Genomic DNA, 23,702 nt, shown 5'->3' with positions numbered 1-23,702 from the left:
CGAGTATGGAGTCCGCACACCCGTTCCGACAGCTCCCGGAGGCCGACATCAGCCGGATCGCCCCCTGGCGACTGCTGCCGCCGCTGCTCGCCGTGGTCCTCGGCCTCTGGGGCTTGGAGCGGGGCGCCAGCATGTGGCGCGACGAGTCCGTCACCTGGCAGGTGGCCCACCGACCGCTCGGCGGGATCCGGGACCTGCTGGGCGGCGTCGACGCCGTGCACGGTCTGTACTACCTGCTCATGCACGCGGTGTTCCAGCTCTGGGACGGCGGCCTGTGGGCGCTGCGGCTGCCCTCCGTCGCCGCCACCGCGCTCGCGGCCGCCGGGGTGGCCGCCGTCGCGCACCGGCTGGCGGGGGAGCGGGCCGCGCTGATCGCAGGCTGCGCGTACGCCGTCCTGCCGCCTGTACAGATGTACGCCCAGGAGGGGCGCTCGTACGCCCTGGTCGCGGCCGCCGTGGTCTGGGCGACGTACCTGATGCTGCGCGAGCGGTGGGCCGCGTACACGGTCGTGCTGCTGCTCGGCTGCTGGCTGCACGAGTTCGCCGTGCTGGCCCTGCTCGCCCACGCCTTCACCGCGTGGCGCTCGCGCGGCTGGCGGTGGAGCGCCGGGGTCGTGGCGGCCCTGCTGCTGCCGCTGGCCCTGGTGAGCGCGCGGCAGGCCGAGCAGCAGCTCGGCTGGCTCGGCCGGCCGAGCTGGCAGGACTGGGCGGCGTACGGGGTCGTGGGCGGCGCGGCCCTGCTGCTCGCGCGGGGGGCCGCGAAGGACCTCGTACGGGTGGCGCTTCCGCTCACCCTGCTGCCGCCCGGGCTGCTGATGGTGATCTCCCTGGTGCACCCCTGGTACGTCGACCGGTACGTGCTCTACGCGCTGGCCGGACCCGCCCTGCTGGCCGGGGCCCGGCTGGCGGCGGCCCGCGGCTGGTGGCCGTGGGTGCTGACCGGGGCGCTGCTCGTGCCGGTCGCCATCTGGTCGGTGTGGCTGCGCACGCCGGAGAGCCGCAAGGACGACGTCCTCGCGGTGGCCGCCGCGGTCCGGGAGCGGGCCCGGCCGGGGGACGCGGTGGTGTTCATGCCCTCGCGCCGGCGCGAGTGGCTGCTCTCCTCGCCCGAGGTCTACGCGTCACTGCGCGACGTGGCCCTGGACCGCACCCCGGCGGCCTCGCACAGCCTCCAGGGCACCGAGCTGTCCCCGGACCGGATCCGCGCGGCGCTGCTCGCCTCGCCGCGGGTGATCGCCCTGCTGGACCCGGCCGGGCAGCCGCTGGACCCGTACCCGCGGGAGGCGGCCAAGCGGGACACGCTGGCCGCCCGCTTCGAACTGTGCTCGCTGACCGGCGTCCGCGGCGCCCGGATCGCGGTGTACGCCCACCCGGGCACCTGCCCCTGACCCGCCGGGCCGGGGGCCCGTGCGGCGGTGGAGGATGGGGCGACCCGCGTCGCACAGCCGGAGGTGCCGAATGCCCACGCCCCAGAACGCCGCGCCCCAGAACGCCGCGCCCCACGAGCCCGTGCCCGGAGCGGGGTCCGGGCCGGAGGCCGGGGCGCTGCCCGGGCCGCTGCCCGGGGCGCTCGTCGGAGTGGAGTGGCTGGGCGCGCGGCTGGGGGTGGGCGGGCTCGTCGTCCTCGACGCCTCCGTCGGCGCCCACCGGGGTGCGGAGCGCCGGATTCCGGGGGCGCGTCCCTTCGACCTCGACGGGGCCCTGTCCGACCACGACGCGCCCGCCCCGCACACCATGCCCGGGGCGCGGGCGTTCACCGAGGCCGTGCGGGAGCTCGGCGTGGACGACTCGGACACCGTCGTCGTCTACGACGGCGCGGGGATCTACTCCAGCGCCCGCGCCTGGTGGATGCTGCGCGCCATGGGCTTCGACCGGGTGGCCGTGCTCGACGGGGGACTGCCCGCCTGGACCGCCGCCGGCCTGCCCGTCGAGGCCACCGGCCCGACGTACGAGGGCCCGCGCGGCTCCTTCACCGCCCGGCCCCGCCCCGGGCTGCTGGTCGGCAGCGGGGCCGTCGCCGCGGCCCTGGCCGACCCGGCCGCGGCCGTCGTCGACGCCCGCACCCGCGGCCGCTTCGCCGGCACCGCCCCCGAGCCCCGCCCGGGCCTGCGCGGCGGGCACATGCCGGGTGCGGTCAACCTCCCGTTCGGCGAACTCCAGGACCCCGACGGCCTGATGCGCCCGGCCACAGAGCTCCGTACGGCCTTCGAGGAAGTGGCGGGCGGGCGCCGGCGCCTCTACTTCAGCTGCGGCTCCGGGGTGACCGCGTGCGTACTGGCCCTCGCCGCCGAGCTCGCCGGGTACGAGGACACGGCCGTGTACGACGGCTCCTGGAGCGAGTGGGGCGTGCCGTCGCCCCTGCGCCCGGTCACCACCGGCCCGGCCGCGCCCTAGGCCGGCCGGGGGTTAACCCCACCCGGGGTCCGGGTACCGGCACCATCGGCCCGGCCGCGCTGCCGCGCGAGGATCGGGCCATGACTCCTCACGCCACGTCACGCCGTCTCGTCCGCACCGCGGTTGCCGTCCTCGGGACCGGATTACTGCTGGCCGGCTGCTCCTTCTCGGACGGACCGAGGAAGACGGCGACCGCCGACACCACGGTCACCGAGGCCGTCGCGGCGGTCGAGGTCACGGACGCCCGGTCCGGCTCGATCGAGGTCACCCCGGGAACGGGGCCCGGCGTCACGGTCCGCCGCACCGTCCACTACCGGGGCGACACCGCCCCCACCCCCGGCCAGCAGGTCAGGGCGGGCGTGCTCACCTTCTCCAACGGCTGCTCCGGCAGCTGCTCCATCGACTACCGCCTGGAGGTCCCCGCCTCCGCCAAGGTCAAGCTGGAGAGCAGCAGCGGCCGCATCACCGTCACGGGCGTGGCCGCCGCCGAGGTGGAGGCCGACTCCGGCGACGTCCGGGCCGAGCGCATCGCGGGCCCGCTGAAGATCCGTACCTCCTCGGGCGACATCACCGCGGCCGGCCTGTCCGGCCCGAGCGCGGACGTCCACTCGGACTCGGGCGACGCCCGCATGGACTTCACGGCGGCCCCCTCCTCGGTGCTCGCCGAGACCTCCTCGGGCGACGTCACGCTGAAGGTCCCGCAGGCCCCGTACCGGTTCGCGGTCTCCACCACCTCCGGCGCCCGCGACATCGGGCTGACCGAGGACCCCTCCGCCACCTCCCGCCTCTCCGCGAAGACCACCTCGGGCGACGTCCACATCTCCGCCGTCTGACGCCCGCCGCGGTAATCCGTTGACCGGCCAAACCCCGCGGTGAAGGATGCGATCCATGGCGCTCCTCGCAGGTCGGACGCAGGTTTCTCCGGATCCGTTCCTCCTGGTGTGGGGACTGCCGGCCATCGTCATGGGGGAACCTTCGCGACGCGCAGCGGACCGGTCGCATGCGCGCGTTCGTGGTGAACGGTGGTCATGACGACCCGCGCCTGACGGGCTCTGAGCAGCCGTCGCCCACCCGGGTCCCCTCGGCCTCCACCAGCACGCCCGCCCCTGTTCGCCCCCGGCGAACGAGGGTTGGGGAACATTGGGAGGCGCACGTGCATTGAGTCGGCATAGCTCAACTTCACTGCCGGAGGGAAGATCATGGCTTCGACGTCCGTCACACTCACTCTGCCCGTGCTGCCGCTCGACGACGAGGTCGTGCTGCCCGGAATGGTCGTGCCGCTGGACCTGTCCGACGCCGAGGTGCGCGGTGCCGTGGAGGCGGCCCAGGCCGCGGCGGGCACCGGGAAGCCGCGGGTGCTGCTCGTGCCGAGGATCGACGGGAAGTACGCCGCGACGGGAGTGTTCGGGACCGTCGAGCAGGTGGGGCGGCTCTCCGACGGGGACCCCGGGGCCCTCATCCGCGGCCGCGGGCGGGTCCGTATCGGCGCCGGGACCACCGGACCCGGGGCGGCGCTCTGGGTCGAGGGCGAGAGCGTGGACGAGCACGTGCCGGACCCGCTGCCGGGTTCCGTGGCCGAGCTCGTCAAGGAGTACAAGGCCCTCGCCACCAGCTGGCTCAAGAAGCGCGGCGCCTGGCAGGTCGTGGACCGGGTCCAGCAGATCGAGGGCGTGTCCGCGCTCGCGGACAACTCCGGGTACTCGCCGTTCCTGACCCTCGACCAGAAGGTCGAACTGCTGGAGACCGCCGACCCCGTCGCCCGCCTCAAGCTCGCCGTCAAGGCGCTCAGCGACCACCTCGCCGAACAGGACGTGGCCGAGTCCATTGCCAAGGACGTCCAGGACGGCGTCGACAAGCAGCAGCGGGAGTTCCTGCTCCGGCGGCAGCTGGAGGCCGTGCGCAAGGAACTGCGCGAGCTGAACGGGGAGAAGGACGGCGAGGAGTCCGACGACTACCGGGCCCGCGTCGAGGCCGCCGACCTGCCCGAGAAGGTACGGGAAGCCGCCCTCAAGGAGGTCGAGAAGCTGGAGCGGGCCAGCGACCAGAGCCCCGAGGGTTCCTGGATCCGCACCTGGCTGGACACCGTGCTGGAACTGCCCTGGAACGAGCGCACCGAGGACCAGTACGACATCCAGGGCGCCCGGGCGGTGCTGGACGCCGAGCACGCCGGCCTGAGCGACGTGAAGGACCGCATCACCGAGTACCTCGCCGTGCGCAAGCGGCGTTCCGAGCGCGGCATGGGCGTCATCGGCGGCCGCCGCGGCGGGGCCGTGCTCGCGCTCGTCGGGCCGCCCGGCGTCGGCAAGACCTCCCTCGGCGAGTCCGTGGCCCACGCCATGGGCCGCAAGTTCGTGCGCGTCGCCCTCGGCGGCGTACGGGACGAGGCCGAGGTCCGCGGCCACCGCCGGACCTACGTCGGCGCCCTGCCCGGCCGCATCGTCCGGGCCATCAAGGAGGCCGGTTCGATGAACCCGGTGGTCCTCCTCGACGAGATCGACAAGGTGGGCTCCGACTTCCGCGGCGACCCGGCGGCCGCCCTCCTGGAGGTCCTGGACCCGGCGCAGAACCACACCTTCCGGGACCACTACCTGGAGGTGGAGCTCGACCTGAGCGACGTCGTCTTCCTGGCCACCGCCAACGTCCTGGAGGCCATCCCGGAGGCGCTGGCCGACAGGATGGAGCTCGTCCGCCTCGACGGTTACACCGAGGACGAGAAGGTCGTCATCGCCCGCGACCACCTGCTGCCCCGTCAGCTGGAGCGCGCCGGCCTCGGCGGCGACGAGGTGGTCCTGCAGGAGGACGCCCTGCGCAGGCTGGCCGGGGAGTACACCCGCGAGGCGGGCGTCCGCACCCTGGAGCGGTCCATCGCCCGCCTGCTGCGCAAGGTGGCCTCCCAGCACGAGCTGGGGGAGCGGGAGCTGCCCTTCAGCATCGGCGCCGACGACCTGCGCGCCCTGATCGGACGCCCGCACCACGTGCCCGAGTCCGCCCAGGACCCGGCCGAGCGGCGCACCGCGGTCCCCGGCGTGGCCACCGGCCTCGCGGTGACCGGCGCGGGCGGCGACGTGCTGTTCGTCGAGGCCTCGCTGGCCGACCCGGAGACGGGCGCGGCCGGCCTGACCCTCACCGGCCAGCTCGGCGACGTCATGAAGGAGTCGGCGCAGATCGCACTGAGCTTCCTGCGCTCGCACGGCGCGGAACTGGAACTCCCGGTCGCCGACCTGAAGGACCGGGGCGTGCACATCCACTTCCCGGCGGGCGCCGTGCCCAAGGACGGCCCGAGCGCCGGCATCACGATGACGACCGCGCTCGCCTCGCTGCTCTCCGGACGGCAGGTGCGCACGGACGTGGCCATGACCGGAGAGGTCTCGCTGACCGGGCGGGTCCTGCCGATCGGCGGGGTCAAGCAGAAGCTGCTGGCCGCGCACCGGGCCGGGCTGACCACCGTGATCATCCCGAAGCGGAACGAGGCCGACCTGGACGACGTCCCGGCGGAGGTACTGGAGGGGCTGGAGGTGCACCCGGTGACGGACGTGCGTCAGGTGCTGGAGCTCGCCCTGGCGCAGGCGCAGCTGGAGGTCACCGCCGCGGCGTGACCGAGGCCGCACGCCCGTCGCACGGCCCGGCTCCCCGCTCCGGCGGGGTCCCGGGCCGTCGGCACACCCGCTGCGAAATACTGGCCCCTCACCCACCGGGGTGCCACACACCATCGAAGGAGCGGGACGTGCACGGGAGCGAAGACCAGGAGTTCCTTGCCCTGGAGCGGGAGCTGTCCGTCTTCCTCCGGCGCGCCCGCGCCTCCTCCGGCGAGATGGCCCGCGAGCTCCACCCCGAGCTGGAGCCCGCCGCCTACGGACTCCTCGTACGCCTGGAGGCGGCCGGCCGGCAGCGGGCCACCGAGCTCGCCGCCTACTTCGGGGTCGGCAAGGCCACCATGAGCCGGCAGCTGCGGGCCCTGGAGGTCCTGGGCCTGGTGGCCCGCGAGCCGGACCCCGCCGACGGCCGGGCCTTCCTGGTCGGCCTCACCGAGGAGGGCCGCGAGCGGTTCCTGCGGGTACGGGGCGCACGGCGCGAGCAGTACATGCGCAAGCTCGCCGACTGGGACCGCGGCGAGGTCGCGGAACTGGCCCGACTGCTCAACCAGTTGAACGCGGGCGCCGAGTAATTAGGCCCCGCACCCCGCGCCTCAATCGCCGGCGGGGCTGAATATGGTGCGACGAAGCCGGAGGCGGTGCGACTCAAAGAACGGGGCTCCGCCCCGGACCCCGCGCCTCAAACGCCGGCGAGGCTGAATTGGTGCGGCGGAGCTGAAAGGCCGCAGGACCGGGCTCGAACCGGCCGGTTGGGGCGGGGTCGGGTGTGTGTCGGGGTGATCCCCGCAGGGCGCCGAACGCCTCGGGGCTCCGCTCTCCGACCCCTCGTCACGTTCGGCGTCCGAGGAGACACCCCGGCGCGCGCCCGGCCCCGGCACAACCGGCCCCCTCGTACCCCGCCCGAGCGGCGCAGCCAACCGGCGCCCGGCCCCGTCACAACCGGCCCCCACCGCACGCCCGAGCGGCGCAGCCAACCGGCGCCCGGCCCCGGCACAACCGGCCCCCTCGTACCCCGCCCGAGCGGCGCAGCCAGCCGGCCCCCACCCCTGCCGAACCGCCGGAGGCAACCGGCCTACAGCTCCGCATACACCGCCGAAGCATCGTCGTGCCGCTTGTACCGGGCCGACGGCCGGGACGGGTCGGACTCGATGGCGCGGACCCGGCCGATCAGGCCCTCCGCACCCTCCTTGCGCAGCACCGCCAGGCACTCGGCCCAGTCACCCTCCCCGAACGTGTCCGTCCACCGGCTCGCCCCGTCCGTGAGCGCGGCCACCGCCCGCACCTGCCCGCGCGGGGTGCGCCCGGTCACCGCCCGGGCCGCCACCGCGGGGTCCGCGGCGGCCGTGAAGAAGCCGCCCTCCGCGTTGCGCAGCGCGTCCGTCGCCGCCACCGAGCGCAGCACCTCCCGCGGCACCCGGTCCAGCCGGTCGTCGAGCACCGCCGTCACCCCGCCCCCGACCGCCTGGAGGAGCAGTACGGAATCCGAGAGCACGAGGTGTTCCACGTACGCCTCGTCCCAGCGGACCACGACGACCGTCGCCTGCGGCGTGCGCACGTGAGAAAGGTCACACGTGTCGCGGTGGGCGTCGGCCGTGGCGCGGACGGATTCGGCCAGGATCCGGTCCAGCGGCATGTCCCGCCGCGATCCGGACAGTTCGGTCAATCGGCCGCCGAGCCGGGCCGCGAACCACGGAACCCCGTGCACGCAACCGTCCTCTCCGCTCGGCGGGGTGACCCCGTCCAGGGCCACCAGGACGCCGCCGCCCGAGGCGGGGATCGCGGCCGACACCCAGTCCTCATTGGGGCGTTCTTCACTGCCGGGGGCCGAGGCGAGGTCGATGCGCATGCCGCCATTCTGCCGGGCGGCGGCCCCCGCGCACGCGCAGGTCCGTACCAAAACGGAACGGGGCGGGCGGGCCCGTACGCGGACCTCCGGGGGCGGGCCGGAAGGGCCCGGGCGGGGCGCCGGCACGCGGGCGGACATGTGGGCGGGCATCCTGCCAAAGCCCGCATCGATCTTTCAACCACCTGTCCACGGAGGCGCTCTGGGGCAGGGTGTCCGAGTTGGTTGCCAACTCATCCGTGATGTTCACTCGTTCGAGTGGCCGGGTGGGCGATGTGCGGCTCTCTCCCCAACACGCTGCAAAGGTCTGAGGCGGTACGAGGGGGCAGGGGGCGTTTACTTGTTGACCGGCCGTTACCTCGGCCACACGAGTAGACGAGCACAAGCACACGTACAGGATTGCGAGCACCGGTGCAGAAGAAGCGGTCTCGGAAGAACGGCACCGCCGCCGACGGCCCGGCCCCCGCAGGACGCCGCGTCCGCGTGCGCCGCAGGCTGGTCGTCGGCGTAGCCGTCGCCGGCCTCACCGTCCTCGCGGCAGGCACACCCGCCGTCGTCACCGCCGCGAGGGAGCTGAACGACTCCCAGCGGCTGGTCACCCTCGCGGAGCAGACCGGCCAGATCCTCACCGTCGCGCACGTCCTCGCCGACGAGCGCGACGCCGTGGTCGAGTACGCCGCCAAGGGCCGCCCCGGCGCCGCCAGGGGCGCCCTCCAGGAACGCATCCTGCGCACCGACCGGCAGATCGCCGAGGCCGCGACCGAGGTCGACGAGCCCCTCGGCACGGCCCTCGCCCGCGTCGCGGCCGTCCGTACCGAAGCCGTCGACGGCAAGGGCACCGCCCTCGCCGCCCACCAGGCCTACAGCGGCGTCCTCACCGAACTCCTCGCCCCGGGCGACCGGCTCGCCGAGCAGACTCCGCCGCGCGCCGAGGCCGCCCTCACCACCACCCGCCCGCTCGCCCCGCTGGGCCAGGCCGTGGAACAGGCCTCGTCCACCCGTGGACTGCTGCTCGCCGCGCTGGCCGTCCCCCGCGGCGACCAGCCCCCGGGCTCGGCCGCGGTCGACGAACTCACCACCGCCGCCCAGCGTTCGCGCGTACGGGAACTGGCCGCGCTGGACGACTTCGCGCGGGCCGCACGGCCCGACGTGCGCCAGACCCTCACCGCCACCGTCACCGGCCCCGAGGTCAAGACGGCCGACGACTTCCTCAAGCGGCTCACCGACCGGCCCACCCTGACCCCGGCCGACCGCAAGACCGACGGGGCCGCCGTCGGCAGCGCGCTCACCGCCCGCATCGACCGGATGCGGACCGTCGAGGCCACCCTCGCGGGCCAGCGGGCCTCCGCCCTGGCCTCCCTGCGCGACGACGACGTGACCCGGCTCGAAACCCTGGTCGCCCTGCTGGGCCTGCTCTTCCTGGTCGCCGTCGGCGTCGCGACCGCCGTCGCGCGCTCGCTGACCCGGCCGCTGTCCGTGCTGCGGCGCGGCGCGGCGCGGCTGGCGACGCCGGAGGGCTCGGTGGAACCGGTGCGCTTCACCGGCCGCAACGACGAGTTCGCCGAGGTCGTGCGGCACCTGAACGCGGTCCGCGACCAGACGGTCTCCCTGCACACCCGGATCGCCGGGCTCGACGCCGACCGCCGCCGGATCATCGGCCGCAACGAGGCGCTGACCGCCGGCCGGGACGTGCTGGAGGAGGAGCTGGGGAAGCTGCGGGCGGGGCTGGAGGAGCACCGCCGCGTCATGTCGACGACCTCCGTCTCGCTGTCGCTGCGGACCCTGGGCCTGGTCGAGCGCCAGCTCGTGGTCATCGAGGAGCTGGAGTCCAAGGAGCAGGACCCGGACCGGCTCGCGACCCTGTTCAAGCTCGACCACCTGGCGACCGTGATGCGCCGCCACAACGAGAACCTGCTGGTCCTCGCCGGGCAGGAGCACGGCCACGGGCAGGTGCTGCCGGTACCGCTGGTCGACGTGATGCGGGCCGCCGTCAGCGAGATCGAGCGCTACGAGCGCGTCGACCTCGCGGCGCTGCCCTCGTACACCCAGGTCGCCGGGCACGCGGCCGACGACCTCTCGCACGTGCTGGCCGAGCTGCTGGAGAACGCGACGACGTTCTCGCCGCCCGACGTCAAGGTGAAGGTGTCCGGCTGGACGCTGGACTCCGGTGACGTGGTGGTGTCCGTCGTGGACGAGGGCATCGGGGTCACCGGGGACCGGCTGGAATCGCTGAACTCCCGGCTGTCCACGCCCGAGGCGTACGACGAGGAGCCCGAGGCCGAACACGGCCTGGGCCTCGGCCTGTACGTGGCCGGACGGCTCGCGGCCCGGCACGGGGTCACCGCGGAACTGCGCGCCGGGCGGCACGGCGGGACCGAGGCCCTGGTGGTCGTCCCGGCCGCGCTGCTGCCCAACACCCCGCCCGTCTCCCCGGTCCACACCCTGGCCACGCCGGGCGCACCCGCGCTGCACCTCCCGGGCGTGATCGCGGAGGCCAACGAGAACACCCTCCCGCCCCGCCGCCGAGGCACCCACGCCGCCCCGGACCCCACCGCCGCCGACGCTGCCGCGGAACCCGCCGTCGACGCTTCCGCAGCCGATGCTGCTGCGGAACCCGCCGCCCCGGCTGCGCCCGCCGCCGACGCTGCCGCGGAGCCCGCCGCCCCGGCTTCCGACACCGCCGTGGCTTCGGCGGACACGGAGCCGGAGTCGGCCTTCCGCGTGCCCGCCACCGCGGTGGCCCCGGTCACCCTGGCCGAGGCCCTCGCAGGCCCCGTCCTCCCGGCCGCCGAGGCGGACCTTCCCCCCGCCGACCAGATCTTCACGGCCGCACCCCCGGCAGGCGAGGCCCCCGCAGAGCCGAACCTCACCGCGGAGTTCCCCGCAGGGGACGCCTCCGCGGAGCAGGACTTCCCGGCGGAGCCCCCGGCAGCGGGCGTGCCCGCGGACCAGGTCTTCACCGCCGCGCCCCCCGCAGGGGACCCGGCAGGGCCGGACGTGGCGGCGCCCCCGGCGGGGGACGCCCCCGCTGAGCCGGACTTCACCGCGGAGTTCCCCACAGGGGACGCTTCCGTGGAGCGGGACTTCGCCCCTGAGCCCCCCGCAGGGGACACCTCCGTGGAGCGGGACTTCCCGGCGGAGCCGCCGGCAGCGGGCGTGCCCGCGGACCAGGTCTTCACCGCCGCGCCCCCCGCAGGGGACCCGGCAGGGCCGGACGTGGCGGCGCCCCCGGCGGGGGACGCCCCCGCTGAGCCGGACTTCACCGCGGAGTTCCCCGCAGGGGACGCTTCCGCGGAGCGGGACTTCGCCCCTGAGCCCCCGGCAGGGGACGCCTTCGCGGAGCAGGACTTCCCGGCGGAGCCGCCGGCAGCGGGCGTGCCCGCGGACCAGGTCTTCATCGCCGCGCCCCCCGCAGGGGACCCGGCCGGGCCGGATGTTGCGGCCGTACCCCCGGCAGGGGATGCCTTCGCAGGGCCGGACTTCGCGGCGGAGCCCCCCGCAGGGGACCCGGCAGGGCCGGCCTTCACCGCGGAGCCCCCCGCAGGGGACCCGGCAGGGGGCCCGGGGGAACCGGCTCCCGAGGCCGTTTCCGACCCCCACTCCCACGCCCCCGCCGAAGGCAACTGGGTGCCCCGGCAGGGCAGTCACCCCGCCGATCCCGCCGACGCCGTCACCGGCAAGGGCCTGCCGAAGCGGACCCCGCGCACCGTCACCGCCGGGCGCGTGGACGACGTACGGCCGCCCGAACCACCGCGCCGGATCGACGCCGACGAACTCCGGCGCCGGCTCGGCGGTTTCTACCAGGGAGCCCAGGACGGCCGACGCGTCGTCGCCGCCGAGCTCGCCCAGGACCACGCGCAGGACCAGGGGCAGGGGCACAGCAAGACCGACCAGGGGGACACCGCACAGGAGGCACGCACATGACCGCGCCCAGTACGTACGGACCGAGCACCCAGGCCCGCAACCTGCAATGGCTGCTGACCGACCTGGTCGAGGAGGTCCCCGGCGTCAACTCCGTCGCCGTGGTCTCCTCGGACGGGCTGCTGCTCCTGTCCTCCGACCCCACAGCGGGCGGCGGCGCGGGCGATCCACAGACCAAGGCCGGGCCGAAGGGCCCACGCGGCGCCTCCGCCGACCTCGCCACCATCGTGTCGGGCCTCGGCAGCCTCACCACCGGCGCCGCGGCCCTCCTGGAGAGCGGCTCCGTCAAGCAGACCATGGTGGCGATGGAGCACGGCTCCGTCTTCGTCATGGCCATCAGCGACGGCTCACTGCTGGGCGTGCACGCCACCCCCGACTGCGACATGAGCGTCGTCGCCTACCACATGGCCCTGTTCGTCGGCCGCGCCGGCCACGTCCTGACCCCCGAAGTCCGCAGTGAGCTGCGCCAGTCGATGGAGAACACCCCGTGAGGAGTACGGCCTCCGACCGGCTGCCGATACGCGGCGCCGACCGCCGCCCCGCCCGCGTCCGCCCGTACTCCCTCACGGGCGGCCGCACCCGCTTCACGCAGGTCCTGCACGTCGAGACCTTCGTCGCCACCCTGGAGACCAAGGCCTCGGAGCCGCAGAAGCCCGACCGCATGCCCGAGATGCCCGCCATCGTCGAGGTCTGCCGTCGCATGCGCACCATCGCCGAGATAGCCGCGCTGCTGAAACTGCCGCTCGGTGTGGTCCGCGTGCTCGTCAGCGACCTCGCCGACCAGGGCCGGCTGCGGGTCTACGGAACGGGCCACGGCACGGGCCGTCCCGAACGCGCGCTGCTCGAAAGGGTGCTCAGTGGTCTTCGCCGTCTCTGATCAGCCGCTGCCGCCGGCCGTGGACGACGAGCCCGTCCAGCCCTGGCAGTACGACCGTTCCCGTGCCCCCGTCGCCGTCAAGGTGCTGGTCGCAGGCGGCTTCGGCGTCGGCAAGACCACCTTCGTCTCCTCCGTCTCCGAGATCACCCCGCTGCGCACCGAGGCGGTGATGACCGAGGCCGGCGCCCCCACCGACGACCTGTCCGGCACCCCGGACAAGAACACCACCACCGTCGCGATGGACTTCGGCCGCGTCACCCTCGACGACGACCTCGTCCTCTACGTGTACGGGACCCCGGGCCAGAAGCGGTTCTGGTTCATGTGGGACGACCTGGTGCGCGGGGCTATCGGCGGGCTCGTGCTGGCCGACACCCGCCGGCTGCGCGACTGCTTCCCGGCCCTCGACTACTTCGAGACCTGCGGGCTCCCGTACGCCGTCGCCGTCAACCACTTCGAGGGCTCGCAGTCGTACGAGCCCGAGGACGTGCGCGAGGCGCTCAGCGTGCCGCCCCACGTGCCCGTCGTGATCATGGACGCGAGGCGTCGGCACACCGTGGTCGAGTCCCTGCTGGTCCTCGTGGGCCACGCCCTCGACACCACTCCCGAATAGCCCTGCGGGCCCGTGCGCCCGTAGCCCCGTACTCCCCGAATCGAGAACGTGAGATGCGCAGGATACTCGTCGTCGGAGCCGGTCAGTCCGGTCTCCAGCTCGCCCTCGGCCTCCAGTCGAAGGGGTACGAGGTCACCCTCATGTCCAACCGGACGGCGGACGAGATCCGCACCGGCCGGGTGATGTCGACGCAGTGCATGTTCGACACGGCGCTCCAGCACGAACGCGACCTCCAGATCAACTTCTGGGAGCGGCAGGCCCCGAGGATCGAGGGACTCGGCGTCTCCGTCGCCGCCCCCGACGCCGGCCGCGCCGTCGACTGGCTGGGCCGCCTCAAGGGGTACGCGCAGTCCGTCGACCAGCGCGTGAAGATGGCCGGCTGGCTGGACACATTCGCGCAGCGCGGTGGGCAGCTGGTCATCCACGGCGCGTCCGTCGCCGACCTCGACTACTTCTCCCGTACGTACGACCTGGTGCTGGTCGCCGCCGGCAAGGGCGAGCTGGTGTCGATGTTCGGGCGGGACGCGGCGCGCTCCCCGTACGACGCCCCGCAGCGCGCGCTGGCCGTCTCGTACGTGCACGGGCTCGGGCCGCGTGCCGAGCACCCGGAGACGGAGGCCGTGCGCTGCAACCTGGTTCCGGGCGTGGGCGAGCTGTTCGTGATGCCGACCCTGACCACCTCGGGCCGGGCGGACATCCTGTTCTGGGAGGGTCTCCCGGGCGGCCCGCTGGACGTCTTCAACGGGATCAAGGACCCGGCGGAGCACCTGGCGCTCACGCTGGAGCTGATGGAGAAGTTCACGCCGTGGGAGTACGCGCGGGCGACGAAGGTGGAGCTGACGGACGCGGGCGGGACCCTGGCGGGGCGTTACGCGCCGGTGGTCCGCAACCCGATCGGGCGGCTGCCCGGCGGCGGGCTGGTGCTGGGCGTCGCGGACGTGGTCGTCGCCAACGACCCGATCACCGGGCAGGGCTCGAACTCCGCCGCCAAGTGCGCGGCCTCGTACCTCTCCTCGATCCTGATGCACGGGGACAACCCGTTCGACGAGGCGTGGATGAAGGCGACCTTCGACAAGTTCTGGTTCACCACGGGCAAGCCGGTGACCCAGTGGACCAACGCCATGCTGGGCGTCCCGCCGGAGCACGTGCTCAACCTGATCGGCGCGGCCGGGCAGCTGCAGCCGGTGGCGGATCGATTCGCCAACGGCTTCGACAACCCGGCCGACTTCGACGCCTACTTCTACGACCCCGAGGACGCGGCGGACTACGTGGCGGAGGTCGCCTCGTCGGTGGCGGCCGCCTCCGAGGCCTCTTCCGAGGCATCCTCCGCGGGTGCCGCCGCAGGTGCCGCCGCGGGAGCCTCCTCCGACGAGTAGCCGGTGTCCTCGTCCCCCGACGTGCCCGTCGCACCCGCCCCGGGCAGGAGCGGGGGAGTGAACTCCGCGAGCGGGGTGCCGCCGGGGTCCGGGCGGACGGCGCCGAGGAGCGGATTCGCGGCGAGGGGCGAGACCTTCACCTTCGCCCCCGGCCGCGGCGCCTGGATCACCTTGCCCTCGCCCACGTACAGCGCCACGTGCGTGGCCTTCGGGAAGTAGACCACCAGGTCCCCCGGGCGGAGCTGGTCCAACGGCACCTTCGGCAGCTGCGCCCACTGCTCCTGGCTGGTCCGCGGGATGCTGCGCCCGGCGTGCGCCCAGGCCTGCGAGGTGAGCCCGGAGCAGTCGAAGGACCCCGGGCCCTCGGAGCCCCAGACGTACGGTTTGCCGATCTGGGCCGCCGCGTAGGTGAGGGCGGCGCCGCCGGCCGCCGTGGGCGTGCCCGTACGCGTCGGGAGCCGGCCCGAGTCCAGCAGATCGCGCTGCGCGGCCGCGGTGTTCTTGTCCTCCTGCGCCCCGAGCCGGGTCAGCTGTTCGGGGGTCAGCGAGGCGAGCACCCGCTCGACCTCCTTGAGCTGCGCCGCGACCTCGTCCTTGTGGAGCTTCTGCCGCGCCGCCAGCGTCTGCCGGGTGTCCAGCGCCTTGCGGGCCCGTACGGCGAGTTCGTCCGCCTTCTTCTCGCCGCGCGCGAGCCGGTTCAGTACGCCGGCCCGCCGCGCGCCCTCGCGGGCGGTGAGCAGGCGCTGGTCCAGGGCGGCCTGGGGGGTGCCGGCGAGCAGCATCCGGGCGTAGGGGGAGAGGCCGCGGGTGCCCTGGTACTGCTCCCGGGCCAGTTTTCCGACCAGGGCCCTCTCGGAGTCGAGGGCGGTACGGGCCCGGCCGAGGTCGGCGGTGCGCTGCCGCTCCTCCTCCTGGCCGGCCTTGAGGGCGACTTCGGTGGCGTTGTACGCCTCGGTGGCCTCCTCGGCCTTCTGGTAGAGCCCCTGCAGGCGGGTGAGCAGGACCCCGACGGACTCCGCCTCGGGTCGGGCGGGCTCGGCGCCGGCCCGCGGGACGGGACCGGCGACGAGGAGCACTGCGGCGATGCAGGCGGCGCGAAGCGGCCGATGTGACATGGGATCACCTCCGAGGCGCCCGATGCTGCCACGCCCGGTATGACAAATCGCCCAACGGGGCGGCCGGTCGCGGGCCGGCCACCCGGTTGGGGGAGCCGGACGCAATCGCCCACGGAGCCTCCCGCCGTAGGGTCACCCGCCCGGGGTCAACGGCGGAGCGCCTCGGCCGGCTGGATGCTCGCGGCGCGCCACGCCGGATAGAGCCCGGCGAGGAGGCCGGTGACCAGGCCGATCGCCGGGGCCGCGGCGACCGTGCCCAGGTGGATCACCGGGGTCCAGTCCCGGGCGACGGCGACACCCACGACGGTCATGGTCCCCAGGGAGGTGCCGACCAGGCCGCCGAGGGTGCCCAGGGCGCCGGACTCGGCGAGGAACTGGACCGTGACGTGCCGGCCCCGCGCGCCCAGCGCCCGGCGCAGACCGATCTCACCCGTGCGCTCCAGGACGGCGACCAGCGTGGTGTTGGCGATGCCGACCGCTCCGATGACCAGACAGATGGTGGCCAGCAGCAGGAACAGCTGATTGAGGTCGGAGGTGACGCTGCCGCGCAGTGCCTTGGGGTCGGGCGGCGGGATCACCTTGAGGTACTCGGGGTGGTCGGGGCGCAGGGCGAGGGCCGCTTCTCCGGCGACCTGGGTGGCCGCCCCCAGCTCGGTGGAGACGAGCATCTTGGCGCGGTTGCCGGAGCCGGGCCCTCCCCAGATCTTCTCCGCCGCCCTGGAGGGGATGACCACGGAGAGCAGGAGGTCGGCCTTGCGGTCCACGTCGTCGACGATGCCGATGACGGTGAAGGGCTGCCCCTCGATGAAGACGGCGGGGCCGGTCTCCAGAGTGGTGATGCCGAGACGGGAGGCCATGCCGGAGCCGATGACGGCGACCTGTTCGCCGCGGTCACCGGCGAAGCGGTCGAAGGTGCGGCCGGTCTTCAGCCGGGGCCCCGCCGCCTCCAGGACACCGGGGGAGGCGGCCACCACCTGCATCTGCTGGGCGGGCGCGTCGACACCCGGGGGTGCGGAGCGGACCGAGGCCCCGTGCAGGGAGACGGTCCAGTACACCCCGGCCGCCTTGACCCCGTTGAGGGCGCCGACGCGGCGGTCGGCATCGGGCGGGAAGGCGTTCGGGGTGATGACACCGGAGGTGGCGTCGCCCGCTCCTGCGGTGTCCTCGACGTTGACCTCGGTGGCCGTCAGCTCGTTGAACCGGGCGTCGATCTGCGAGGACGTGGTCGCGGTCAGCCCGAGGATGGCCACGAAGGTGCCCACGCCGAGGATCGTGCCCAGAGCGGTCAGCGCCGAGCGGGCCGGGCGCTGCAACACCCCGGCGAGGGACTCGGACAGCAGGTCGGCCGCGGAGAAACGGGACGGGGGGATCCCGTGGTCGCGGCGGCGGGGCATCGCTCTCACTCTCATGTGCCCACCCGCACGGTCTCGCTCAGTGTCTCGCTCAGTGCCTCGCTCAGCACACCGTCGCGAATGGACACGGTCCGCTGCCCCCGCCGCGCCACCTGGAGGTCGTGGGTGATGACGAGGATGGTCATCCCGTCCGCGTGCAGCTCGTCCAGGAGTTCCAGGATCGAGCCCGCGGTGACGGTGTCCAGGTTCCCCGTCGGCTCGTCGCACAGCAGGAGGGAGGGTGCGGCGACCAGCGCGCGGGCGATCGCCACCCGTTGCCGCTCGCCGCCGGACAGCCGTGTGGGCAGGGCGTCGACGCGGTGCTCCAGGCCCACGCGGACCAGGGCCGCACGGGCGCGACTGCCGCGCTCCTTGCGCGGGGTGCCGTTGTAGACCATCGCCAGCATCACGTTCTCCAGCGCTGAGCGGTGCGGCAGCAGGTGGAACGCCTGGAAGACGAACCCGATCCGCTGCCCGCGCAGCGCGGTGCGGTCCGCGTCCCGCAGGGTCCCGGTGTCGATGCCGTCGAGCAGGTAGCGGCCCGAGGTGGGTGCGTCGATCATCCCGACCACGTTCAGGAAGGTGGACTTCCCGGAACCGGACGGGCCGACGACGGTGGCGTACTCGCCCCTGGCGAGGGTCAGTTCGCAGTCCTTGAGCGCGGCGACCGGGGGCGGTCCGGGGTACGTCAGCCCCACGTGCTCCAGACGGATGACGGGTGGGGCCGTACCGGGGGCCGCACTGGGCTCCGTACGGGCCTTGGACAGGAAGCTCACCGGCTCGACCTCGCACCCGCACCCGGGCCGCCGGCGCCGGACTTCTCGCCCACGAGGACCTTCTCGCCCTCGGCCAACTGCCCGCCCGCGGCCGCCGAGACCTCCACGAACCCGTCGGCGGACATCCCCGGCGTGACCTCCACCCGCCGTCGCGAGCCGTCGCCGGCCACCACGGTCACCGACGTACGGCCGTCGGCTCCCGCGGATATCGCCGAGACCGGCGCCGAGAGGACCGGACCCGAGGAGGCCGCGGCCTCCACCGTCACGCGCACGTCCTGGCCCGCCAGTGCGACGTCCAGCATGCCGTCGGGCTTGACGATCATCAGGTACCCCTGGGCGGCCCCGGCGGCCGTACCACCCTGCGCGCCGTCCTGCGCGCCGCCCGGAGCCGGCGGCGGGGCCGGGGCATCCGCCACCGACAGCACCGTGCCGGTCGCCGTGACACCGCTCAACTCGGACAGGACCTGCACCTTCTGGCCCGGCCGCACCATGCCCTTCTCGTGCTGGGCGAGCATGCCGCGTACCACCAGGTCCCCGGCGGAGACGGTGAGCAGTCTCTCGCCCACCGTGGCCCCCACGGCCGCGGTCACCGCGTCCACCCTGGCCGGGAAGCCCTTGAGGAAGACCACCTCACCGGCGGGAACCATCGGCCCGGCCGCCGCCTGTACTTCGCTCAACTTGGTCCTGGCCTTCGTCAGGTCCTCCGCCGCGTAGTCCATCGCCCGCCTGGCTTCCTTCACCGGATCCGCGCCACCGCCACCGCCGCCGGAGGCGGCGCCGCCCGTGGCCGAACCGGTCTTCGGGTCGGGGGACTTGCCGGCCGCGGGCCCGGCGACGGAGCCCTCCGTGGCGCCCGGCGCGGGGGTGGCCTGCCCGGCCGCCCCGCTCTTCGCCCGTTCCCAGGCCTCCTTCGCCGAGGTGAACGCCCGGTCCGCCTGCGTGACGGCGGTCTGCGCGCCCTCCACCTGCTCCTTGTCCTGGGGGCTGGCGGGAACGACGTCGTAGCCGATCGTGGCGTAGAAGGCCTGCACCGCCGCCTTCGTACCGGGCCCGAACGTCCCCTTGGCGTCGGCGCCCGTCTTGTGCCCCAGCGTGGTCAGCGCCTGCTGCAACTGCGCCACGTCCTGCCCGGTCGCTCCCGGCTTCAGGTCCCGGTACACCGGCAGGGCGCCCTGGAGGGCGAACACGGGACGCCCGGAGGTCTCGACGAGGACCTTGCCCGGGGCGACGGTCTCCCCGGCCTTCACGTTCACCTTGGTCACCACGGGCTTGGCGCCGCCACCGGCCGCGCCCGCCGCCGCCCCGGTCACCTGCACCGACTGGTCCGCGGTGACCATCCCCCTGATCGTCACCGTGTCCTTCAGCACCCGCTTCTCCAGCGCCGCGGAAAGCACCGACGGAGGGGGCGCCGTCTTGTCCGCGGCAGCCTGTGCCGGGGACTTGATGAACGAGCCCACGCCGACACCGGCCACGGAGAACAGGGCGGCGGCCACCACCACGACCCCGAGCACCTTGCGGCGGCGGCCGATCCCCGAGGCTTGCGGATCCGCTCGTTCCGCCATCGGCATCGGCATCGGCATCGGTTCCGGCTCCGGCTGCTCGTCCACCCGGCGTCGAGTCCCGCCCTCGGCGTCGTCAGGCCCCATCAAGATCCCCTCCCTGACCAGTGTTCATTTCCGCGTCGGGCGACCGGCCGCCCGCAATGGGAGACGGAGCCCGCGTTGCACGGTCCGGCTCGCCGGATCCCTACTGCTTGCCCCGCAGGACCTCGTTCGCCCTTTCGAGCACCTGAGTCCACTCCCCCTGGCCTTCGCGGAGCTTCTCGGCGTTGCTCTCGATGAGGCTCTTCTGGTAGGCGGCCGTCACGACCGCCCTGATCTGGACGTACTGCGTCACGCGCTTACAGGTGGCGTCCGCTGCGGCCGCGGTCTTCTCCTGGGTGGAGGAGGGCACACCACCCTTGCCCAGGAGGACCTTGTCGGTGGCCGCGGCCATCGGGTCGGGATACGAGAACCCCGCATCCTTCATGCACTTGCTCCACTCGGCATTCGCCGCCCGTACGCGGCTGTCGTTCATCGACCTGCTGTGGGCCTTGTCCTGGAGCCCTTGAACGTACTGGTAGGCCGCCTCGGACTTCGACGTGGAAAGGCTCTGCTGGCTCTTGCCCTCGCAACCGAGTTCCTTTTTCTGCGGGTTGCCGAAATACGCGGCAACGGCAGCGCTGGACAGCTCGGCCGGAGGCGGGGTGTTCGCCCGGCCAACGGTGTCCGCCGACGGGGGCACCTCGTATCCGTGGAGCTTGGCCCACTCGAGGTCGATCACGCCGTACTCGGCCTCGACAGGAAGATTGACGCCCTGCTCTCGCGGCTGGCCGGGCCAATCCACGCCCTGCTCCTTCATGCATTCCCGATCCAGAATGTCGAGGGCGCGGAACAGCTGCACTCGGTCGGCCTGGGGTATGTATGCATCCAATGGCATTGACATGGTTCCGCCGGGACGAAGGGCGGCTCCTCCGATATCAAAACTGATCGGCTTGGCGGGATCTCCCGGTACTCCGACAACGCCCGAAGGGATGGAGGGCTCCTCGATCTCGTCCTTCTTCGTCTTCCCGGTCCCGCCGCATCCAGCGATTGCGATGGAGGCGACAAGGAGGGGAATTGCGTAACGACGGGACTTCGCCCTCATTGTCGAGCGCCTTTCATTGGAAGTTCATTCGCGAATTGCATCCATTTCCACCCGGAGTCCAGAGGATAGCACTCGTGATCTTGAACGTCGCGGCAGTTTGTGCTCCCGGCGACCGTGTCGACTCCCCAACTTGGAGGGGCAGTTGGGTGGCTCTGTGGTGCCGCTGGTGTGCCAGACCGGCGAAAAAGATGCCAGAGGGTGCAGTGTTGCCCGTACTGGGCAAATCGCCCTAATTCGCGAGGTCGAAAAAGCGGATTCATATCGTCCGCGACGCGTTCTCCCTCGTCAAAACGATCTTGCTGGCCTGGGATTGGCGTGCTAAATTCCCGGAGCGTTCCAAGGGCCTTTCTTGTGAGGTCCGAATCAATCCACATCAAGCGGGGGTATCTCGGATGATTGCGAAGCGAGTTCTGTCGGCTGTCGGCGCAGTGGCGGCCGCGTCGACGCTCATAATCGGAGTGGCGGGCTCCGCTGCGGCCGAGGCCGGACAGGTCACTTGGGAGAACGTGGCCACGGGCAGGTGTCTCCTCCACAATGGAAACAACCCTTCCACGGGGCAGTGCTGGGGCAACAACCTGTGGATGGACTCGCGTACCGACGACGGCGTGACCTGGAACGAATTGAACGCCACCCAGATGAAGAACCTCGACAGCGATGCGAGTGGCGACGTGTACGAGCTGACGCCCAACAACAACAACTGGCAGCGCTGGTACGAGCTCAAGGACTCCCAGGGCTGGTACCTGAAGAACAAGGCGACCGGTCGCTGCCTCGACAGCAACAGCGGGGGCGACGTCTACGCCCTCGGCTGCAACGGTGGAAACTACCAGCACTGGAAGTAGTTCCCTCCGGCCCACGTCGGCCTCCGGTGCCCCGACCTCGAAAATCGATTCGAGGTCGGGGAAGCCGTCGTGGGAAGCTGACCGGCGATGATGACATTTGCCATGCGCCGCAGCACCACAATCTCCACGGCCGCCGTTGCGGTCGCCCTCACCGCGCTGTCCGGATGCAAGGACGCGTCGAGCGGGGCGGCCGCGACGGCGGCGCCGGCGGCCACCGCCGCCGCACCCGTCGCCGGGGCGTTCGACCCGGAGGCCGCCCTCGCGGAGGCCGAGAAAACGCCGTACGCGGCCTCCGTGAAGGTCGTCACCGAAGCCGCGGGCCAGGAGATCTCGACCACGACGGGTCGTTCCAACCTCGGCACCCGGTTCACCGGCCGGGTCGAGGTCCGCTCCGCGAGCGCGGTCCCGGCCGCCCAGGCCCTCTGGATGGAAACCGTCACGACGACGGACGCCAACTACATCCGCAACCGGAACCAGAGCGGCAGCGGCTGGGTGAAGATGCCCCGCTCCGAGGGCGGCAACGAGGCGGACTACGCGGGTTATGCCAAGCTGCTGCTCGCCACCGGACCCTCGGCGCGCAAGGGCATGGAGGACCAGGGCGGGACTCCCGCCTACCACCTCACCGGGCACCTCGGCATCGACCAGGTGGCCTCCGTCGACCCGCGCACCCAGCGTTCCATGAAGGCCAAGGGCGTCACCGGCTTCGACATCGACCAGTGGATCGACAGCCAGGGCCGCACCCTCCGCTTCGAGCAGTGCATGGACATGCGGGGCGTACCGGCCGCCAACAAGGCCACTTTCGGTGAATTCGGCCCCGTCGAGACCTTCGCGGCGCCGGCCGGCGACTGACCGCCGGCTGACCGGCGGTTCCGCCCTCGCGTTCGTGCGGCTGTTCTGATGGACTCCGCGGATGGCGCTCCTGCTTCTGCTGCTCATCCCGGCCGCACCGGTCGCGGCCCTCGGGCTGCTCGGCTACGGCCTCGGCACCCTGGGCCACCGCGCGTGGCACCGGAACGTGGCCGCGCTCCTGGGTGCCGTCGCAGCCGGGTTCTACACCTGGGGCCTGCTCCACCTCGCCGGTGCGGTGGTTGAGGCGGAAGACGGCGGAGCCTCTTCGTCGCCGCTGCTGCCCTGCCGGACCCTGGCGCAGGAGGAGCGGGCCGCGAGGGTCGTCGACTACTCGGTGGACTACGTGCCCCTCCGGTTCGTCTGCGAGACGACCGGCGGCGGGAGTTACCCCGCCGAGTCCGTCCCCGGCTACGTCAACCCGGCCGTGGCGGGCCTCGCGCTCGCCGCCGGCGTCTGCGCGGTCGTCCCCGCCCTGGTGTCCGGGCGCCGCGCGGCGAAGAGTCGCGCCGCGTGATGCGGCCGCGCGGCGTCAGCCGTGCAGCAGGCGGGCCTTGGCCTCCGTGAACTCCTCCGGGGTCAGCAGGCCCTCGCGGGCCAGGTCGGCCAGTTGCCGGAGCTCGGCCACCAGCGGGGTCTGCGGGGGCGCGGCCGTCGGCGGGCCCGTCCGGGTGTCCGCCGCCTCCACCGCAACGTCCGCCACCTCAGCCGGCTCGGGCTCCGGCTCCGTTCCCGGTTCCCGCTCGGCCGGGGCATCCGCGCCCGGCGACTCCCCGGCCCGGACCTCCCGCGCCGGCAGGCCCCCGCGCGCCGCTCCGGGCGGGCCCACCGCGCCCGCCGTGTCCTCCGCCGCCCCGGCCGCCCGCGCCAGCAGGCCCCGTAGCAGCGGGTGCCCCGCCGGCCGCTGCGCCGGCCGGACCGTCACGCCCATCGGCCGGATGAACATCAGGCCACCCCCGCCCGGGGGTCCGCCGGGACCCGGTCCGGCGGGATGCGGACCGAGCCGACGATCCGCCCGCCCGCCGCCCGTACGGCGACCGCCGCGTCCTCGGCCCACACGTGCTCGACCACCAGCAGCAGTGCGCAGCTGCCGCGTTCCAGCAGCCCCGCCGCCTCCTGTACGTCCTCCGGTCCGATGAGCCGTGCCACGTCCCGCCCCGTCAGCAGCCCGTGCAGTTCCACGAACTCGTCGAACTCCGCCGCGAGCACGTCGCCCGAGGCGGTCCTCGTCACCACGAGCCCGTCGATCAGCCGGACCACCCCGGTCTTGCGCAGCCCCATCACGGCCTCGATCGCCGGGACCCGCAGCTGCTCCTCCGGGAAGGCGAGGACGATGAATTCCACGGGTCCCATACGCCTCGGCTCCTCACGTGTGACCGTTTTTGACGACTCTTCGGCACACTATGACATAAGCGGACATACCATCCGTCTGCTTG

Annotated in this window: 21 protein-coding genes; 13 read left to right on the top strand and 8 right to left on the bottom strand. The window is 73.4% G+C overall.

Features of this window, described 5'->3' with window-relative positions; genetic code table 11:
- Nucleotides 1-5: 5 nt before the first annotated feature.
- From AB0D29_RS16120 to AB0D29_RS16100, 5 genes are all read left to right on the top strand, one after another.
- Nucleotides 6-1,388: a glycosyltransferase family 39 protein gene (locus AB0D29_RS16120; protein ID WP_362854663.1), complete on the top strand. Its 1,383-nt coding sequence runs from the start codon at nt 6-8 to the stop codon at nt 1,386-1,388.
- A 70-nt stretch (nt 1,389-1,458) separates the two neighbouring features.
- Nucleotides 1,459-2,394 (top strand): sulfurtransferase, encoded by a 936-nt coding sequence (locus AB0D29_RS16115; RefSeq protein ID WP_362854661.1) that lies wholly within the window; start codon nt 1,459-1,461, stop codon nt 2,392-2,394.
- 80 nt (nt 2,395-2,474) lie between these two features.
- A complete protein-coding gene (locus AB0D29_RS16110) occupies nt 2,475-3,227 on the top strand; it encodes a DUF4097 family beta strand repeat-containing protein (protein WP_362854660.1) in 753 nt (250 codons plus the stop codon).
- Between the two features lie 366 nt (nt 3,228-3,593).
- Complete coding sequence (gene lon, locus AB0D29_RS16105) at nt 3,594-5,990, top strand: endopeptidase La (protein WP_362854659.1); 2,397 nt, start codon at nt 3,594-3,596, stop codon at nt 5,988-5,990.
- A 128-nt stretch (nt 5,991-6,118) separates the two neighbouring features.
- Entirely contained in the window at nt 6,119-6,559 is a 441-nt protein-coding gene (locus tag AB0D29_RS16100; protein WP_234323486.1) for a MarR family transcriptional regulator, read from the top strand.
- Between the two features lie 500 nt (nt 6,560-7,059).
- Here the strand turns inward: AB0D29_RS16100 and AB0D29_RS16095 are convergent, their stop codons facing one another.
- Nucleotides 7,060-7,833: a hypothetical protein gene (locus tag AB0D29_RS16095; RefSeq protein ID WP_362854658.1), complete on the bottom strand. Its 774-nt coding sequence runs from the start codon at nt 7,831-7,833 to the stop codon at nt 7,060-7,062.
- Nucleotides 7,834-8,241: 408 nt separating this feature from the next.
- Here AB0D29_RS16095 and AB0D29_RS16090 point away from each other — a divergent pair, with 408 nt between their 5' ends.
- The 5 genes from AB0D29_RS16090 to AB0D29_RS16070 are packed head-to-tail and all read left to right on the top strand — an operon-like array spanning nt 8,242 to nt 14,614.
- A complete protein-coding gene (locus AB0D29_RS16090) occupies nt 8,242-11,754 on the top strand; it encodes a nitrate- and nitrite sensing domain-containing protein (protein ID WP_362854657.1) in 3,513 nt (1,170 codons plus the stop codon).
- Nucleotides 11,751-12,242 (top strand): roadblock/LC7 domain-containing protein, encoded by a 492-nt coding sequence (locus tag AB0D29_RS16085; RefSeq protein WP_362854655.1) that lies wholly within the window; start codon nt 11,751-11,753, stop codon nt 12,240-12,242. Before AB0D29_RS16090 ends, AB0D29_RS16085 begins: the two co-directional genes overlap by 4 nt.
- Entirely contained in the window at nt 12,239-12,628 is a 390-nt protein-coding gene (locus AB0D29_RS16080) for a DUF742 domain-containing protein (RefSeq protein WP_362854653.1), read from the top strand. Before AB0D29_RS16085 ends, AB0D29_RS16080 begins: the two co-directional genes overlap by 4 nt.
- Complete coding sequence (locus AB0D29_RS16075) at nt 12,609-13,238, top strand: ATP/GTP-binding protein (protein WP_362854651.1); 630 nt, start codon at nt 12,609-12,611, stop codon at nt 13,236-13,238. Before AB0D29_RS16080 ends, AB0D29_RS16075 begins: the two co-directional genes overlap by 20 nt.
- Before the next feature lie 53 nt (nt 13,239-13,291).
- Nucleotides 13,292-14,614, top strand: a complete 1,323-nt coding sequence (locus tag AB0D29_RS16070; RefSeq protein ID WP_362854649.1) for a styrene monooxygenase/indole monooxygenase family protein — start codon at nt 13,292-13,294, stop codon at nt 14,612-14,614.
- On the opposite strand, the gene AB0D29_RS16065 is transcribed toward AB0D29_RS16070, so the two are convergent.
- The 5 genes from AB0D29_RS16065 to AB0D29_RS16045 all read right to left on the bottom strand — a co-directional run bounded on the left by AB0D29_RS16065 (nt 14,503) and on the right by AB0D29_RS16045 (nt 20,338).
- A complete protein-coding gene (locus AB0D29_RS16065; RefSeq protein WP_362854647.1) occupies nt 14,503-15,729 on the bottom strand; it encodes a C40 family peptidase in 1,227 nt (408 codons plus the stop codon). The two genes, AB0D29_RS16070 and AB0D29_RS16065, sit on opposite strands and share 112 nt — an antisense overlap.
- Nucleotides 15,730-15,875: 146 nt before the next feature.
- Nucleotides 15,876-17,123 carry an ABC transporter permease gene (locus AB0D29_RS16060; protein WP_362854646.1) on the bottom strand — a complete coding sequence of 416 codons (1,248 nt, stop codon included), beginning with the start codon at nt 17,121-17,123 and terminating at the stop codon, nt 15,876-15,878.
- A gap of 11 nt (nt 17,124-17,134) precedes the next feature.
- Entirely contained in the window at nt 17,135-17,833 is a 699-nt protein-coding gene (locus tag AB0D29_RS16055) for an ABC transporter ATP-binding protein (protein ID WP_362854720.1), read from the bottom strand.
- 59 nt (nt 17,834-17,892) lie between these two features.
- Complete coding sequence (locus AB0D29_RS16050; RefSeq protein WP_362854645.1) at nt 17,893-19,542, bottom strand: peptidoglycan-binding domain-containing protein; 1,650 nt, start codon at nt 19,540-19,542, stop codon at nt 17,893-17,895.
- Between the two features lie 100 nt (nt 19,543-19,642).
- Nucleotides 19,643-20,338: a hypothetical protein gene (locus tag AB0D29_RS16045; protein ID WP_362854644.1), complete on the bottom strand. Its 696-nt coding sequence runs from the start codon at nt 20,336-20,338 to the stop codon at nt 19,643-19,645.
- Between the two features lie 824 nt (nt 20,339-21,162).
- On the opposite strand from AB0D29_RS16045, the gene AB0D29_RS16040 reads away from it, so the two are divergent.
- From AB0D29_RS16040 to AB0D29_RS16030, 3 genes are all read left to right on the top strand, one after another.
- The gene (locus tag AB0D29_RS16040; RefSeq protein WP_362854643.1) at nt 21,163-21,420 is read left to right on the top strand and encodes a hypothetical protein; all 258 of its coding nucleotides are present in this window, start codon (nt 21,163-21,165) and stop codon (nt 21,418-21,420) included.
- A gap of 102 nt (nt 21,421-21,522) precedes the next feature.
- On the top strand, nt 21,523-22,269 hold the full coding sequence (locus AB0D29_RS16035) for a hypothetical protein (protein WP_362854641.1): 747 nt from the start codon (nt 21,523-21,525) through the stop codon (nt 22,267-22,269).
- Nucleotides 22,270-22,330: 61 nt separating this feature from the next.
- Nucleotides 22,331-22,783, top strand: coding sequence for a hypothetical protein (locus AB0D29_RS16030; RefSeq protein ID WP_362854639.1), 453 nt, complete (start codon nt 22,331-22,333; stop codon nt 22,781-22,783).
- A gap of 15 nt (nt 22,784-22,798) precedes the next feature.
- Here the strand turns inward: AB0D29_RS16030 and AB0D29_RS16025 are convergent, their stop codons facing one another.
- On the bottom strand, nt 22,799-23,212 hold the full coding sequence (locus AB0D29_RS16025) for an SHOCT domain-containing protein (RefSeq protein WP_362854638.1): 414 nt from the start codon (nt 23,210-23,212) through the stop codon (nt 22,799-22,801).
- Nucleotides 23,212-23,619, bottom strand: a complete 408-nt coding sequence (locus AB0D29_RS16020) for a DUF6325 family protein (RefSeq protein ID WP_362854637.1) — start codon at nt 23,617-23,619, stop codon at nt 23,212-23,214. Before AB0D29_RS16020 ends, AB0D29_RS16025 begins: the two co-directional genes overlap by 1 nt.
- Between the last annotated feature and the right edge of the window lie 83 nt (nt 23,620-23,702).

The sequence above is a fragment of the Streptomyces sp. NPDC048424 genome (assembly GCF_040651555.1).
Taxonomy (GTDB): domain Bacteria; phylum Actinomycetota; class Actinomycetes; order Streptomycetales; family Streptomycetaceae; genus Streptomyces.
Note: the sequence above shows the minus strand (reverse complement) of the source record. Positions and strands in the feature narration are given on the sequence as shown.

Excerpts from the sequence above, each read along its gene's own strand:
- AB0D29_RS16120 (WP_362854663.1), top strand. The coding sequence starts at position 6 with ATGGAGTCCGCACACCCGTTCCGACAGCTCCCGGAGGCCGACATCAGC.
- AB0D29_RS16115 (WP_362854661.1), top strand. The coding sequence starts at position 1,459 with ATGCCCACGCCCCAGAACGCCGCGCCCCAGAACGCCGCGCCCCACGAG.
- AB0D29_RS16110 (WP_362854660.1), top strand. The coding sequence starts at position 2,475 with ATGACTCCTCACGCCACGTCACGCCGTCTCGTCCGCACCGCGGTTGCC.
- lon (WP_362854659.1), top strand. The coding sequence starts at position 3,594 with ATGGCTTCGACGTCCGTCACACTCACTCTGCCCGTGCTGCCGCTCGAC.
- AB0D29_RS16095 (WP_362854658.1), bottom strand. The coding sequence starts at position 7,833 with ATGCGCATCGACCTCGCCTCGGCCCCCGGCAGTGAAGAACGCCCCAAT.
- AB0D29_RS16085 (WP_362854655.1), top strand. The coding sequence starts at position 11,751 with ATGACCGCGCCCAGTACGTACGGACCGAGCACCCAGGCCCGCAACCTG.
- AB0D29_RS16070 (WP_362854649.1), top strand. The coding sequence starts at position 13,292 with ATGCGCAGGATACTCGTCGTCGGAGCCGGTCAGTCCGGTCTCCAGCTC.
- AB0D29_RS16065 (WP_362854647.1), bottom strand. The coding sequence starts at position 15,729 with ATGTCACATCGGCCGCTTCGCGCCGCCTGCATCGCCGCAGTGCTCCTC.
- AB0D29_RS16060 (WP_362854646.1), bottom strand. The coding sequence starts at position 17,123 with ATGCCCCGCCGCCGCGACCACGGGATCCCCCCGTCCCGTTTCTCCGCG.
- AB0D29_RS16050 (WP_362854645.1), bottom strand. The coding sequence starts at position 19,542 with ATGGGGCCTGACGACGCCGAGGGCGGGACTCGACGCCGGGTGGACGAG.
- AB0D29_RS16040 (WP_362854643.1), top strand. The coding sequence starts at position 21,163 with ATGGACTCGCGTACCGACGACGGCGTGACCTGGAACGAATTGAACGCC.
- AB0D29_RS16035 (WP_362854641.1), top strand. The coding sequence starts at position 21,523 with ATGCGCCGCAGCACCACAATCTCCACGGCCGCCGTTGCGGTCGCCCTC.
- AB0D29_RS16030 (WP_362854639.1), top strand. The coding sequence starts at position 22,331 with ATGGCGCTCCTGCTTCTGCTGCTCATCCCGGCCGCACCGGTCGCGGCC.
- AB0D29_RS16025 (WP_362854638.1), bottom strand. The coding sequence starts at position 23,212 with ATGTTCATCCGGCCGATGGGCGTGACGGTCCGGCCGGCGCAGCGGCCG.
- AB0D29_RS16020 (WP_362854637.1), bottom strand. The coding sequence starts at position 23,619 with ATGGGACCCGTGGAATTCATCGTCCTCGCCTTCCCGGAGGAGCAGCTG.